The organism is Kitasatospora sp. NPDC028961 (assembly GCF_055564815.1).
On the sequence record NZ_JBVHVO010000002.1, the window covers coordinates 72,698 to 87,137 of the forward strand.

At 73.9% G+C, this 14,440-nt stretch carries 13 protein-coding genes; 9 read left to right on the top strand and 4 right to left on the bottom strand.

The annotated features are described in order from the left end of the window. Window positions 1-204: 204 nt before the first annotated feature. On the bottom strand, window positions 205-2,673 hold the full coding sequence (locus ACZ4UX_RS04490; RefSeq protein WP_465705520.1) for a Tex family protein: 2,469 nt from the start codon (window positions 2,671-2,673) through the stop codon (window positions 205-207). Window positions 2,674-2,989: 316 nt separating this feature from the next. Between ACZ4UX_RS04490 and ACZ4UX_RS04495 the strand changes: the two genes are divergently transcribed. Beyond that, the gene (locus tag ACZ4UX_RS04495) at window positions 2,990-3,886 is read left to right on the top strand and encodes an aminoglycoside phosphotransferase family protein (protein WP_465705522.1); all 897 of its coding nucleotides are present in this window, start codon (window positions 2,990-2,992) and stop codon (window positions 3,884-3,886) included. A gap of 25 nt (window positions 3,887-3,911) precedes the next feature. On the opposite strand, the gene ACZ4UX_RS04500 is transcribed toward ACZ4UX_RS04495, so the two are convergent. Together ACZ4UX_RS04500 and ACZ4UX_RS04505 are read right to left on the bottom strand one after the other, a co-directional pair. After that, entirely contained in the window at window positions 3,912-4,547 is a 636-nt protein-coding gene (locus ACZ4UX_RS04500; protein ID WP_465705524.1) for a tetratricopeptide repeat protein, read from the bottom strand. 10 nt (window positions 4,548-4,557) lie between these two features. Further along, window positions 4,558-4,989 carry an ATP-binding protein gene (locus ACZ4UX_RS04505; RefSeq protein WP_465705526.1) on the bottom strand — a complete coding sequence of 144 codons (432 nt, stop codon included), beginning with the start codon at window positions 4,987-4,989 and terminating at the stop codon, window positions 4,558-4,560. Window positions 4,990-5,158: 169 nt separating this feature from the next. On the opposite strand from ACZ4UX_RS04505, the gene ACZ4UX_RS04510 reads away from it, so the two are divergent. The 6 genes from ACZ4UX_RS04510 (at window position 5,159) to ACZ4UX_RS04535 (ending at window position 10,596) form a co-directional block, all read left to right on the top strand. Then, a complete protein-coding gene (locus ACZ4UX_RS04510) occupies window positions 5,159-6,211 on the top strand; it encodes a Scr1 family TA system antitoxin-like transcriptional regulator (RefSeq protein ID WP_465705528.1) in 1,053 nt (350 codons plus the stop codon). Between the two features lie 96 nt (window positions 6,212-6,307). Further along, window positions 6,308-7,039: a tyrosine-protein phosphatase gene (locus ACZ4UX_RS04515; protein ID WP_465705530.1), complete on the top strand. Its 732-nt coding sequence runs from the start codon at window positions 6,308-6,310 to the stop codon at window positions 7,037-7,039. A gap of 356 nt (window positions 7,040-7,395) precedes the next feature. Next, window positions 7,396-7,797, top strand: coding sequence for a hypothetical protein (locus tag ACZ4UX_RS04520; protein ID WP_329487087.1), 402 nt, complete (start codon window positions 7,396-7,398; stop codon window positions 7,795-7,797). Between the two features lie 186 nt (window positions 7,798-7,983). After that, complete coding sequence (locus ACZ4UX_RS04525; protein ID WP_465705532.1) at window positions 7,984-8,718, top strand: ATP-binding cassette domain-containing protein; 735 nt, start codon at window positions 7,984-7,986, stop codon at window positions 8,716-8,718. Between the two features lies 1 nt (window position 8,719). After that, entirely contained in the window at window positions 8,720-9,997 is a 1,278-nt protein-coding gene (locus tag ACZ4UX_RS04530; protein WP_465705534.1) for a DUF7224 domain-containing protein, read from the top strand. Continuing rightward, on the top strand, window positions 9,994-10,596 hold the full coding sequence (locus ACZ4UX_RS04535) for a hypothetical protein (protein ID WP_465705536.1): 603 nt from the start codon (window positions 9,994-9,996) through the stop codon (window positions 10,594-10,596). Before ACZ4UX_RS04530 ends, ACZ4UX_RS04535 begins: the two co-directional genes overlap by 4 nt. A 506-nt stretch (window positions 10,597-11,102) precedes the next feature. Here ACZ4UX_RS04535 and ACZ4UX_RS04540 read toward each other — a convergent pair. Next, on the bottom strand, window positions 11,103-12,005 hold the full coding sequence (locus tag ACZ4UX_RS04540; protein WP_465705538.1) for a pentapeptide repeat-containing protein: 903 nt from the start codon (window positions 12,003-12,005) through the stop codon (window positions 11,103-11,105). Between the two features lie 287 nt (window positions 12,006-12,292). Here ACZ4UX_RS04540 and ACZ4UX_RS04545 point away from each other — a divergent pair, with 287 nt between their 5' ends. Both ACZ4UX_RS04545 and ACZ4UX_RS04550 read left to right on the top strand, forming a co-directional pair. Continuing rightward, window positions 12,293-13,927 (top strand): DUF2079 domain-containing protein, encoded by a 1,635-nt coding sequence (locus tag ACZ4UX_RS04545; RefSeq protein WP_465705540.1) that lies wholly within the window; start codon window positions 12,293-12,295, stop codon window positions 13,925-13,927. Between the two features lie 28 nt (window positions 13,928-13,955). After that, complete coding sequence (locus ACZ4UX_RS04550; RefSeq protein ID WP_465705542.1) at window positions 13,956-14,381, top strand: contact-dependent growth inhibition system immunity protein; 426 nt, start codon at window positions 13,956-13,958, stop codon at window positions 14,379-14,381. The last annotated feature ends 59 nt before the right edge of the window (window positions 14,382-14,440 follow it).

The window sequence follows — 14,440 nt, forward strand, 5'->3', positions numbered from 1 at the left end:
GAGGGGAAGCATTGCCCCCACCAAAAACAAACCACCCCCATCACCCCCTCCTCCCCCCCCCCCCTCCCCCCCCTCCTCCCCCCCCCCCCCCCCCCCCCCTCCTTGTTCCCCCCCCCCCCCCCCCCCCCCCCCCCCCCCCCCCCCGCCCGCGTCACGTCCGAGCGACGGTACCGGGCCCCGGCGACCCCAGCAGGGGCGGCTGCCTCAGCGGCGCCCGGAGCGGCGGCCGCCCTCGGAGCCGGACCCGCCCGCCAGACCGGCCCGGCGCAGCGCGTCCGCCATCGCCCCGCTGCCCAGCGGGGCCTGGCCGCCCGAACCGGAGCCGCCGGAGCCCGCACCCGAGCCACCGCCCGAGCCCCGCCGGTCCTGGCGCGGCGGACGCGCCTGCCGGCCGCCGCGGTCGCCCCCGCGGTCGCCGCCCCGGTCACCCCGGTCACCGCGGTCGCCCCCACGCTCCCGGCCGACCTCGTCGTCGAGGCGCAGCGTCAGCCCGATCCGCTTGCGCGGCACGTCCACCGTGGTCACCCGCACGGTAACGATGTCACCCGGCTTGACCACCTCGCGCGGGTCCTTGACGAAGTTCTTCGACAGCGCCGAGACGTGCACCAGCCCGTCCTGGTGCACGCCCACGTCGACGAAGGCGCCGAAGGCCGCGACGTTGGTGACCACGCCCTCCAGCACCATGCCGACCTCCAGGTCGCCGATCTTGTCGACGCCCTCCTTGAAGGTGGCCGTGCGGAAGGCCGGGCGCGGGTCGCGGCCCGGCTTGTCCAGCTCGCCGAGGATGTCGGTCACGGTCGGGATGCCGAAGGTCTCGTCGGCGAAGTCCCCCGGCCGCAGGCCCCGCAGCGCGGTGCTGTTGCCGATCAGCTCGCGCAGCTGACCGCCGGTGCCGGCGAGGATCCGGCGCACCACCGGGTACGCCTCCGGGTGGACCCCGGAGGCGTCCAGCGGGTCGTCGCCGTCCGGGATCCGCAGGAAGCCCGCGCACTGCTCGAACGCCTTCGGACCGAGCCGGGCGACGTCCTTGAGGGCCTTGCGGGTCCGGAACGGACCGTTGGCGTCGCGGTGCGCGACGATGTTATCCGCGAGCGTGCCGGTGATCCCGGAGACCCGGGTGAGCAGCGGCGCGGAGGCGGTGTTGACGTCCACCCCGACCGCGTTGACGCAGTCCTCGACCACCGCGTCCAGCGAGCGGGACAGCTTCACCTCGCTGAGGTCGTGCTGGTACTGGCCGACCCCGATCGACTTGGGGTCGATCTTGACCAGCTCGGCCAGCGGGTCCTGGAGGCGGCGGGCGATGGAGACCGCGCCGCGGATCGACACGTCCAGCTCGGGCAGCTCCTGGGACGCGAACGCCGAGGCCGAGTAGACCGAGGCGCCGGCCTCGCTGACCATCGCCTTGGTGAGGTTCAGCTCCGGGTGGCGCTTGATGAGGTCCTCGGCGAGCTTGTCCGTCTCGCGGGAGGCGGTGCCGTTGCCGATCGCGACCAGGTCCACGCCGTGCTTCTTCGCCAGCGCCGCCAGGGTGGCCAGCGCGGCGTCCCACTTGTTGGCGGGCTGGTGCGGGTAGATCGTGTCGTACGCGACGACCTTCCCGGTGGCGTCCACGATCGCGACCTTCACGCCCGTCCGGAAGCCCGGGTCCAGGCCCATCGTGGCGCGGGTGCCCGCCGGTGCGGCGAGCAGCAGGTCGCGCAGGTTGGCGGCGAAGACGCGCACCGCCTCGTCCTCGGCCTCCTGACGGAGCCGGCCGCGCAGGTCGATGCCGAGCCGCACCAGGATGCGGGTGCGCCAGGCCCAGCGGACGGTGTCGCCGAGCCACTTGTCGGCCGGACGGCCGTGGTCGGCGATGCCGAAGCGGGCGGCGATCCGCTGCTCGTAGTCGCTCGCGCCGGGGAGGTCACCGGCCTCCTCGCCGTCGTGGGGGGAGAGTTCGAGGTCCAGCACCTCCTCCTTCTCGCCGCGCAGCATCGCCAGGATCCGGTGCGAGGGGAGCTTGGTGTACGGCTCGGCGAAGTCGAAGTAGTCGGCGAACTTGGCGCCTTCCTGCTCCTTGCCCGCACGGACGGTGGCGACCACCCGGCCCCGGGTCCACATCCGCTCGCGCAGCGAGCCCACCAGGTCGGCGTCCTCGCCGAACCGCTCGACCAGGATGGACCGGGCGCCCTCCAGCGCGGCGGCCCGGTCGGCCACCGCCTCGTTCAGATAGGCGTCCGCCACCGCCGCCGGGTCCTGCGTCGGGTCCGCGAGCAGGGTGTCCGCGAGTGGCTCCAGACCGGCCTCGCGGGCGATCTGCGCCTTGGTCCGACGCTTCGGCTTGAACGGGAGGTAGATGTCCTCCAGGCGGGCCTTGGAGTCGGCGGCGAGGATCTGCCCGCGCAGCGCCTCGTCGAGCTTGCCCTGGGACTCGATCGACTCCAGGACGGCCGTGCGCCGCTCCTCCAGCTCCCGCAGGTAGCGCAGCCGCTCCTCCAGGGTGCGCAGCTGGGTGTCGTCGAGCGAGCCGGTCGCCTCCTTGCGGTAGCGGGCCACGAACGGCACGGTCGCGCCGCCGTCGAGCAGATCGACGGCCGCCTTCACCTGCCCGCCGCGGACACCCAGCTCCTCGGCGATCTTGCGCTCGATCGCCTGCTGGGCCTGCTGGGCCACCTGTTCGTCTGGCGTGCTCACGAAGCCGGTCACCTTCTCCAGAGTTGCTTTCCCCGTACCCCCGCATTCTGGCACTGACCGGCGACACCTCCCGGCCGCCCCCGGAGCGACCGGGCGTGGCGCGGCGGCGGAGTTCAGCCGTTGACGGTCGGGGAGGGGCGGCCGTCGGCGGCGATCCGGACGACGTCGGTCCGGCCCGCCGCGGCGGCGCCCACCGCGCGACCGCACCGCCGAGCGCCCCCCACACGACCCGGCGTCCCCACCTGATCGTCACCGCCCCACCCCGGTGTTCGAAATACGGTGAACGGCCGTGGAACCCGGGAGTACAGTGCCGGGCATGTGCCCTGCAGCCCGGATGCATGACGACGAACCGGACATCGACACCGCCCTGGTACGGCGGTTGCTCGCCGCCCAGTTCCCGCACTGGGTCGGGCTGCCGCTCGAACGGGTCGCCTCCTCCGGGACGGACAACGCGATGTTCCGGCTCGGTCCCGAACTCGCCGTACGGCTGCCCCGGGTGGGGTGGGCGGCCGGGAGCGTCGAACGCGAGCAGCGCTGGCTGCCGAAGCTGGCACCGCACCTGCCGCTCCCCATCCCCGCCCCGCTGGCACTCGGCCGGCCCGCCGCCGGCTACCCGTGGGAGTGGTCGGTGCTGCGCTGGATCGACGGCGCCAACCCGGTGGTCGGCGCGACCACCGCGCCGATCCAACTCGCCCAGGACCTGGCCGGGTTCATCACCGCGCTGCGTGCGGTCGACCCGGCGGACGGCCCACCGGGCTCCCGGGGCGTGCCGCTGGCCTCCCGTGACGCCTCCACCCGGGCCGCCATCGGCCGGCTCCGCGGATCGATCGACACGGACGCGGCAACCGCCGTGTGGGAGAAGGCACTTCGCCTGCCGGAACACGCCGGAAGACCCGCCTGGATGCACGGCGACCTCTCCCCCGGGAACCTCCTGCTCGGCAACCGCCGGCTGCGCGCCGTCATCGACTTCGGCGTCATGGGCGTCGGCGACCCGACCGTGGACCAGATCGTCGCCTGGAACCTGCTCCCCGCCGCGGCCCGGCCCGCCTTCCGCGCCGCACTCGCCGCCGACGACGCCACCTGGGCCCGCGGCCGCGCCTGGGCCCTGTCGATCGCCCTGATCCAACTCCCCTACTACCGCACCACCAACCCCGCCCTGGCGGCCAACGCCCGCCACGTGATCCGCGAGGTCCTCGCCGACCGCAGCGTGTGAAGCGGCGCGCCGACGCCCGTAACGGTCAGAGTTCGGCCCGCGCCTCGTCGATCGAGTGCAGGACGGCCTTCGCCCCGGCGCCGGCGGCCAGTTCGGCGGCCTCGTCGAGCAGGGCCCGCGCATCGGCGGGGCGGCCCTCGGCGGCGGCGATGTACGCGAGACCGACCAGGTTGGCGGCCACCCCCTCGGGGAAGGCGAGTTCGCGGCGCAGCCGGGTCGACTCGTCCAGCAGGTCACGGGCGGCCGGCAGCCGGCCCGCGTGGTGCTCGGCTATGCCGAGGTGGCGCAGGGCGTAGGAGAGCGTGAGCCGGTCGCCGGTCGCCGTCGCGAGCTCGCGCGAGCGCTGGAGGGCGGGCAGCGCGGCGGCGTCGTCGCCCTCGACCACCTGGTGGTAGGTGCCGATCCAGAACTGGGCGTCGGCCTCGCCCCGCCCGTCGCCCAGGCTCCGGTAGAGGTGGGCCGCGTGCTGGAAGAGCTCCAACTCGCGCTCGTCCGAGGTTCGCTGCTCCAGGAAGCGAGCGTGCAGGACCTGGCCGCGAATCAACGTGAGGTCGGCCTCGACGGCGTCCAGCTCACGGTCGGCGACCGGCAGGACATCCGCTTCGCCCCCGAACACCGAGTGACCGCAGAGACGTCGCGCGTGCTCGATTCGTTCGTCCATGGACAGGACTTTAGGCGGTGACGCCGGACGGCGGGTCGAGCTGCGCCCAGACCAGGCTGTGGGCGAGTTCGCCCTCGCTCAACTCCTGCCCCCACGCGGACGAGAGCTCCCGGACGAGCCGCAGACCGGGGCCGGCCTGGGGCTCGTCCGGCACCCGCCCCCGGTCGGCGAGCCCGGTGTCGTACACCTCGATCCGCAGCCCGGCAGGGGCGGTGTACTCGAACAGCACGTCGATCAGCAGGTGCTCCGGCCTGCGCGGACGCAGCACGGTGTGCGCGACCAGCTCGGACACGATCAACTCGGCCGCCTCGGCGTAGCATGCGCCGCCCGTGACGTCCGCGAGGAACCCCCGGAGCACGATCCGCGCGGCGGACGCGGAGGAGAGATGACGCGGGAGGGAGCAGAATCGATCCCTAGGGGTGCTGTCAAGCGATTCGGGCATGCCGATGCCACCTTCTGATGCATTGGGGGGTCCGTGCGCGGGCAGGGCGCTTCGTGCACTCACTAGCGCGGGCGCCCGTTCCGTTCCACGCTTAGCATCGACGGTTCCGAATTCGGTGACGAGTGATCAGCCGGTTCCAGGGAACGTCTTGACACAGGGGGCCTGAACCATGACTCGTCAGAAGTCCGTCCATCCGAACCTGCGGTCGAGCGCGGGAGCGGTGTTCGGTGCCGTCCTGCGGCGATTCCGCGACGCGAAGGGAATCTCGCAGGGCGAACTCGCCGCACTCGTCCCGTGCAGCCGCCCGCACATCTCCCGCATCGAGGCGGGCACCCGCAACCCGCAGGAGGACTTCGTCCTCGCGGCCGACCGGCTGCTGGACACCGGCGGACAGCTGATGGACCTCTGGAGAGAGATCGACTGGTACGCCCGGGTGGAGCACCCGGACTGGTTCCGGCGCTACGCGGGGTTCGAGGAGCGGGCTTCGACGATCTGCGAGTTCCAGGTCGCCCACATCTCAGGCCTCCTGCAGACCGAGGCCTACGCCCGCGCGCTGCTCGCATCGGGCGACGCCGCGGGCAACCCCGACCTGATCGAGGAACGCATCGCCTCTCGACTGGCTCGCCAGCATCGCCTGACCGCGCCGGACGGCCCGCTCTTCAAGGTCGTCCACTCCGAGGCCGCGATCCGCTCGCTCGTGGGCGGCGAGGCGGTCATGCACGAACAGCTCGGACGCCTGCTGACGCTCGGACAGCTCCCCAACGTCGTCCTCCAGGTCGCGCCCCTCAGCCTCGGCGAACGAGTACCGTTCGCCACCATCGTCTCGCTGGTCACCTCACCCGACGGCAAGACCCGGATCTACTCCGAGAGCCTGGATCAGGGCCACTTCATCGAGGATCCGAGAGTCGTCCAACGCAGGCAGCGCGCCTATGATCTGCTCCAGGCGGACGCGCTCTCCCCCCGCGAGAGCGCCGCGCTGATCCGCAGTGTGAGGGAAGGACTTCTCAACGTCATGCCTGACAACCCCACCATCTCGTGGCGCAAGTCCAGCTACAGCGGGAACAACGGCGGCAACTGCATCGAGGTGGCCGAAGGCCACCCCTCCCTGCTCGTCCGCGACTCCAAGGACCCCGAGGGCCCCGTCCTCTCGTTCCCCTCCACCACCTGGCAGTCCTTCATCGACGCCGTCCGCGCCGACACCTTCCCGACGCCCGGCCGCTGAACGACCGCATCCGAATCCCCTCTCCGACCCGCCGGGGAGGGGATTCGCCCGTTCTCGCCGGGCGGCGCCCGGGCCGGCGGTGAGTAGGGTGCGGCCATGACGCGACACATCGCCTTCAAGGCCCTGCACAACTTCCGTGACATGGGCGGATACCCGACCTCTGACGGGCTGTCGGTCCGGTGGGGCCGGCTCTACCGGTCGGACTCGCTGGGCAAGCTCTCCTCGCCCGAGGACCTCGCGGTGTTCCGGGACCTCGGCATCGGCACCGTGATCGACCTGCGTTACCCGTGGGAGATCGCCGCCAAGGGGCGGATACCCGTGATGGACGGCGTGGCCTACCACAACCTCTCGATCGAGCACCGGCCGTACGACCAGGCGGAGATCGACCCGGACGTCGATCCCTGGCGCTACCTCGCGGACCGGTTCGCCGAGGTGACCGAGGACGGGGTGACGGAGATCCGCCAGGTGATCGAACTGGTCGCAGCCGCGGACCACCCGGTGGTCTTCCACTGCGCCTCCGGCAAGGACCGCACCGGGCTGATCGCCGCGCTGCTCCTCACCCTGCTCGACGTCCCCGAGGTCGACATCGCGGCCGACTTCGCCCTCACCGAACTGGCCACGCCGCACCTCGTCGCCGACTGGCACGCCGCCAACCCCGGGCGCACGCTGCGGTGGCCGGGGTACGGGCGCGCGCCGGAGGACGTGATCCGGCACGTGCTCGCCGACCTCACCGCCGCCCACGGCTCGGTGCGTGCCTATGCCACCGGCACACTCGGTGTCGACGAGGAACTGATCGGCTCACTGCGCTCCCGGCTGCTCACCGAATAGCCGACGGGCGGCGGGAACTGGCCACCTCATTTTGCAAATGACAATCCTACGAAATCAGACCGGAACAACCTTTCGCTCATCCGAGGACATCTGCGGAACTGCTTGGCCGACTTCCCGTCGACCAAGCAAATCTTCGAGCACTTCATATCACCGACTTGCCAAGCCCTGGCCCCACCACCCCCACCCTCCGAATGGCCGGAAATAATAGTTCTTGGCAGCTGTTCGTGCACGCTAAGGTCGTTCCCGCGGCGGCTCGTCCGATCGGGTGATCAAGGCCGATGGCAGTCGAACCTCCGCTCGCTTCTTTTTGCCTGCATGACGCCCCCCGTGGCGTCACCGAAAAGATCGGACGGGATATGCACGCGAAGCACCGCACGCTCGTACGCGGCATTCTGGTGGCCGGCGCGCTGCTCGGGTTCGCCGGCGCGACGCCGGCCCTCGCCGAGGGCTCCTGGACGTCCCACATCAGCAACTGGGGGCCCGGCTCCGAGTCCCGCCGGTGGACGGACTACGACCGGGACGACGCCGTGACGACGGTGTCGTTCAAGGGCTGCACCACCGACACCAACGAGTTCAAGAACGCCGACCTCCAGCTCTACAAGGACGTCGTCGGCCCCGACCGGGCCTACGGGTACCGGCTGAACCGGTGCGACACCTCCGTCTGGGGCGACCAGAGCTCCGGCGAGTACTACTTCGCGCTGGAGGGCGTGCGCGCCGGCGGCAAGCTCTGGGTCGACTCGGTGAGCACCCAGTACTGAGCCCGGCCCGCCCACCGGAGTCCCGGGAAGTCCGGGCGTTCCCCGACTTCCCGGGCCTCCCCGGCCTCCCCACGACCCGTTGTGCCGGTGTGCCGGTGTGCGGTGGAGACCCCGCCCGCCGACCCGCCTCCCTCCCCTCCCCCGGTATCGCCCCGTACCCACCGAGCGAAATGCGTCGACCCCGCCATGTCCCTTGAGTTCCACCACGTCGACTTCCAGTACAGCCGGAAAGCCGGAGTCTTCGCCGGCTTCGCCCTGCGGATCGACGATCCGGCCACCGTCCTGCTCGGCCCCAACGGCGCCGGCAAGTCCACCCTGATGGCCCTGGCCTCCTCCCAACTCGCCCCGCGCCGGGGCTCGGTCTCCTGGCGCGGACGCACCCCGACCGGGCACGGCGACCGGGCGGCCTACCGGCGGGCGGTGGCCTGGCTGCCGCAACAGGTCACCCCGGTCCCCGGGCTCAGCGTGCGCGAACAGGTCGCGTACAGCGGATGGTTGAAGGGCATGTCGCGCGCCGACGCCTGGCACGCCTCGGCCGGCGCGCTGGACCGGGTCGGGCTGGCCGCGCTCGCCGACCGGCGCAGCCACCGGCTCTCCGGCGGGCAGCTGCGCCGGCTGGGCATCGCCGGCTGCCTGGCGCACCGCAGCGAACTGATCCTGATGGACGAGCCGACCGCCGGGCTCGACCCGGCGCAGCGCGGCATGTTCCGCACCCTCGTCGAGGACTTGACCACCGAGGTGAGCGTGATCGTCTCCACCCACCAGACCGAGGACCTCGCCACGAGCTACCGGCACGTGGTGGTGCTGGACCAGGGCCGGGTCCGGTTCCAGGGCGGCATCGAGGAGTTCCACGCCCTCGCCCCCGGCCGGGGCGAGGGTGCCGAGGCCGCCTACACGCACCTGGTCGAGCGGGAGGCCTGACGTGCTGCTGCGCACCGTCCTCCGCACCTCCGCCGGACCGCGGGCACTACCGTTCCTGGTCGGCTTCCTGCTCGTCGCGCTCGGCGACGAGATCACCGACTGGGTCACCCCCGCCTACGGCCTCTCCGCCACCGGACACGCGAGCATCGCGCTGCCGTTCGCCGGCGCGGCCTGCGCGGCCGCCGGGGCCTGGGAGGGCGGCCGACTGCACCGGGGGCGGGTCTTCGACCGCTCACCGGTCCGGTCGCCGCTGGCGATCACGGCGCCCGTCCTGCTCCCGGTGGTGGTGACGGGCGGACTCGGCATGGCCGCGGCCGTCTGCGCCGCCGCGGTCGCCGGCGGCACGGTGGCCGGCACGCCGCAGCCCGGCCTGTTCGCCGCCTGGGCCGGGCTGCTGCTCGCCAACACCCTGGTCGGCTCGATCGTCGGGCGGGTCCTGGTACCGGTGGTCGCGGTGCCGCTGGCCCTGGTCAGCAGCTTCGTGCTGAACGCCTACCCGGCCTCCTCCACCACCTACTGGTTGCGGCACCTGGTCGGCGGCGGGCTCTCCGACTGCTGCGCCGTGGACCAGGTCCTCGACCAGAAGGCCGTGCTGAGCGCCCTGGCGTTCTCGGGCGCGGTGTGCGCGGCGGCCGTCCTGGTGATCCGGTACCGCGGCGCGCCGGCCGCGCTCGCCGTCGCGCTGGCGGTGACGGCCGGCGGGGTCACGCTCGCCGCCCACCTCGCCCGGGGGCTCGGGCCCGAGCCCGTACTGGACCGGCCCGGCACCGCGCTGGTCTGCGACCACGGCCGGCCGCGGATCTGCCTCTGGCCGGAGCTGGGCACCGCCCGTGCGGACCTGGTCCGGACGGAGGCCCGACGGGTCGTCACCACCCTGGCCGAGCGGGGCGTCCCGGTACCCGCGACGCTCACCATGGCGGCCCGGCCGGGGCCAGGCGAGGCCAAGCTGGGCGTCCCGACCACGGCCCGCGCGCAGGACGTGACACCCGGCGTGGTCGGCGGGCTGCTCCCCCGCACCCCGGACTGCGCCCGGGCGGGCGCCCCCTACCCGGCCGGCGCGGCCGCCGGACCGGTGGCCGCCTGGCTCACCGCCGAGGCCGCCCCGGACGGAGCGGCGCCCGCCGCCCGGGGTCGGTTCGACGCGGAGGACGCCGCGCTCGCCGGACACCTGCTGCGGCTCCCCCGGGAAGCCCAACTCGACTGGTACCGGGCGGCCACCGAGGCCCTGCGCCACTGCGACACCCCGGCACCCGCGCTGCCCCCGGGCGGTGGCCGGTGATCTGGTGGTGCAAGGCACGCGCGGTACCCGCCGTCGTCGCCGCCCTGGCCGGGACGTTCGCGGTGGGCCTGCTCATCGGCGACGGCGAACTGCCGGTGCCCGCACTGCACGGGCATGCGGGCCACTTCCTGGTGGGGCACATCATCACGCTGCTGCCCGCCGTGTTCCTGCTGCACGGCCTCGGCCGGGGCGACCTGCGGACGGAGGCCGTCGCCGGACGCTTCCTGCGCGGGCTGGACACCGGACTCGTCCTGACCGTCGCGACGGCGGGCGCGGCGCTGGGCCTGCTCACCCACGCGGCCGGCCAGGGCGACCTCGCCCTCGTCCTCGCCCGCAACATCGCCGGCTACCTCGGTTCGGCGCTGCTGCTGCACCCGCTGATCGGTCACCGCCCGGCCGCCGCCGCGATCGCCGCCGTCCCGCTGCTCTGCGCGGCGGCCGGCTGGCACCCCGACGGCCGCCCCCAACCCTGGGCCTGGCCCCTCCACCCCGCCGCATCCACCCAGGCGCTCACCGCCGTCACCCTCACCCTCCTGGCCGGCACCACCTGCGCCCTCCTGCGCCCCCGCCCCCTGACAGACCAGAACGTCCTGACCTGACACCCCGCACAGGAAGTCGGCCGGGCCGACTTCCCACGCACGCGGCCCCCGGAGTCCACACCCATGCGTGGAAAGCCGACTCCATCGACCACCCACACCCCGCACCCGGAACCGAGGCAACGGCACGCCCGCCACCCCGATCCAGCTCCGGCGCCGAACCAGGCTCCCCGCACAGGAAGTAGGCCCACCCGACTTCCCACGCACCCAGGCCGGAGATCGGCGAGGCCGGCCGGGGGCCGAGGACAACTGAGCCGGGCACCTCCCGGAGTGGCCCGACGCAGGAAGTCCGCCTGCTCGACTTCTTGCGCGGGCTGTGCGAGCGGCCGGTGGCAGCGAGTGCGGCACTCGAAGCGGCCTGGGGGCATGCGCAGGAGGTCAGACCGCTCGACGTTCCTTGCCCGTGCCCGTGCCGGGGTGGGGCGTGGGGCGGTCGGCGACACAGGAAGTCGGCCCGGCCGACTCCTGCGCGCCCGTGCCCGCGCGCGCCCTCACCCCCCGGCTGGCCGTCAGCGGCGGCGGGGGCGGCTGCCGGGGCTGCCGGGGCGGGGCTTGCGCGGGGGGCGGCGGTCGGCGGCCGCCGGGGTGGTGGCCGTGGTGGGCCAGTGGGTGGGGCGGGTGAGGGCGGGGGGCAGCTTGGTGGCGGCGTCCCCGCGGGCGGCGTTGAGCTGGGCCTGGGTGAGGAAGAGCGCGTCGGTGAGGTCGGCGCCGGCCAGGTTGGCGTCCCGCAGGTCCGCGCCGATCAGGTCGGCCGTCCGCAGGTCCGCGCCCGAGAGGTCGGCCGCGACGAGCAGCGCCCCGCGCAGGTTGGCGCCCCGCAGGTCGGCGCCGCGCAGGCGGGCACCGAAGAGGTCCGCGCCCCGGTGCTCCTTGCGGCGCGGGACGGCGGCCCGGACCAGTTCGCTCGCCTTCAGCAGCAGCTCGCTCACCTCCTGGCGGTGGGCGGGCACGTCCACCGCCAGGATCTCCGCCGGGGTGCCGGCCGCGAGCCGGTCGGTCTCCGCGAGCGCCCGGCGCAGCTCGGCACGGAGCGGGCGGGCGGGCTCGTAGGAGAGCGCCTCGGTGAGGTACCAGAGCAGTTCGTGCAGCTGCCGCACCACCGGGAACACGTCGGTCATCCGCCGGGTGTCCTCCGGTGCCTCGCGCCAGCTCCGGCCGCCGAAGGTGACCTGGGAGACCCGCTGACCGGCCCCGAAGCAGTCGTAGACCGTGCAGCCCTGGAAACCGCGGTCGCGCAGCTGGGCGTGGATGCCGCAACCGAAGTCGGTCTGCAGGTTGCGGCACGGGGTGCCGGCCGCCTTGTCGACGGCGAAGTCGGCGCCGGCCGCGAACGGCAGCGCGACGCAGCACAGCCCGAAACAGCTCCCGCAGTCGGACAGCAGGCTGATCGGGGCGGGCGTGGGCTCGGTCACTGTGCTGGTGTTCCTCCGTACGGCGGCGCCCGGGCGGTCCGGGTCCGCGGGGCGGCAGGGGCGGCCAGGGGCTGCCGGGCCTGCCGGGGGCTCGCGCGCAGTGCGCGGGGCCCGTCGTAGAGCGTACCGACACCGGCACCGGGGCCGGGGCGGCCCGGGAACCGGGGGGCGGTGAGCGGCAGTCCGTTAGTGTGGTCGGCCGGTGTCGGTTCGGGATCTGTACGAAGGTCCGTACGAATCGGGGGCACCGCAGGCACCGGAGCAACCGAACAGTGGAGGAATCAGGCATGTCCCGGCACGACGTCACGCCGTACCCGGACACCGAGAGCGAGGACGCCCGCACCACGGGCGACACCGCCCCCGCGAAGGCGGCGGCGGCCCTGCGCCTCCCGCCCCGCGCCCGTACCGCCGCCCTCACCCTGCTCTGCTTCGCCGTCTGCCTGGCGATCGGTGCCCAGCAGTGGACCACCGCCCAGCTGGGCGGCTTCGACCTCGGCATCTTCGACCAGGGCGTGCGCGGCTACGCGCACTTCGGTCTGCCGGTGTCGTCGCTGAAGAGCTTCCACCACGAGTTCCCGCCCGACTTCTCGCTCCTCGGCGACCACTTCTCCCCCGTGATCGCGCTGCTGTCGCCGCTGTACTGGCTCTGGGACGACCCGCGCTCGCTGCTCGTCGGCCAGGCACTGCTGTTCGCCGCCGGGGTCCCGCTGGTCCGCCGGGTCGCCGACCGCTGCTTCGCGGACGCCGACCCGCGCACCGCCCGCCGCGCCGCCGACCTGGCGGGCCTCGCCTACGGGCTGGGCTGGCCGCTGCTGGTGGCCTCGCGCGGCGGCTTCCACGAGGTCGCCTTCGCCGTCCCGCTCACCCTGCTGATGCTGGAGCGCGGGCTGGCCCGCCGCTACGGCACGGCGGCGCTGGCCGGTCTGCTGCTCTGCTGCACCAAGGAGGACCTAGGGCTGGCGGTCGGCGCGTACGGGCTGGTGCTGCTGCTGCGGGCCCGCCGGGACGAGGACCGCGACCGGCGCCGGCGGACCCTCCGCTGGGGCACCGGCTTCCTGCTCGGCGGACCGCTCGCCTCGGTGGTGGCGATCGCCTGGCTGGTGCCGGCGATGGGCGGGGTGCCCGGCTACTACTGGAACTACGGCTCGCTGGGGACGGACGCCGGCGACGCCGCCTCCAGCGTGCTCGCGGACCCGACGCTGCTGGTGTCGGCCGCCTTCGACGCCCCGCTGAAGCCGCTGCTGCTGCTCTGGATCTTCGGCACCCTGTTCCTTCTGCCGCTGCGCTCCGCGACGGTGCTCTGCGCCCTGCCGCTGCTGGCGGAGCGGGTGCTCTCCAGCAACCCGAACCACTGGTCGATCGCCCGGCACTACGACGCGTTCCTCTGGCCGGTCCTGCTGGTCGCGGCGCTGGAGGTGCTGGGCCGCCGGCACGACCGCGTGCGCACCCGCCGCCTCGGGGTGGCGGCGGCCGCCGTGACGATCGCGGCCGCGCTGCCGCTCGGGGCGGCCGGCCTGTTCGTCCCCGCCTACTGGCAGGCGAAGCCGAGCGAGGCGGCGCTGATCCGGGGCGCCGAGCGGATCCCGGACGGCGTCACGGTCGAGGCCGACAACCAGGCCGCCCCCCGGCTGACCGCCCGCACCGACGTGGTGCTGGTGGACGGCACCCCGCGCGGGCGCGAGTACGTGCTGATCCGCGCCGACAAGCGCGCGTTCCCGTTCAAGACCGACCGCGAGCAGGCGGCCCGCATCGAGCTGCTGCTGGCACACGGCTACCGGCAGGTCTGGTCCGAGGACGGCGTGGTGCTGCTGCACCGGGAGAGCTCCGAGCCGGTCCCCGGCGAGCACGTGCCCGGCCCGGGCAGCACGGGGTACCAGGACGAGGTGCCCTCGGACGTCGGCCACAACCTCTTCCGGGGCTGACCGGGCCGACCCCGCTCACAGTCGTCCGGTGAACCGAGAGCTCTCCCCGACGGACCGCGAACCCGACCGCGAGAGCGGCCGTGGGCCGGACCTCCCGGTCGGCGCGACCCGGCTGGTGGCGACCGCGCACGCCCTGCGGCGCAAGCCGGTCGGCGAGCTGACCGTCGAGGACCTGCGCCTGCTGATCCGGCAGGACGTGGGCCTGCCGCAGCTCCTGCCACGGGCGCTGGACGTCCTGCGGGACGACCCGATGGTGGCGGGCGACCTCTACGAGGGCGACCTGCTCCACGCCGTGCTCACCAGGAGCCCGGACGTCGGGAGCCGTCAGCCCGCACTCGGGCACCGGCAGATCCTCGCGGAATCGGTCGGGCTGCCCCCACCGCTCCGTCGGGAGGCCGAGCGCTTCCTGGCCCGGTCGGTGCCCGGCGAGCCGGGCACCGCTCAGCCCTCGTAGCGCGACCGCCCCGCACGCTCCGGCGCCCGACCGCGACCCGCGGCCGGGCCACGACCGGT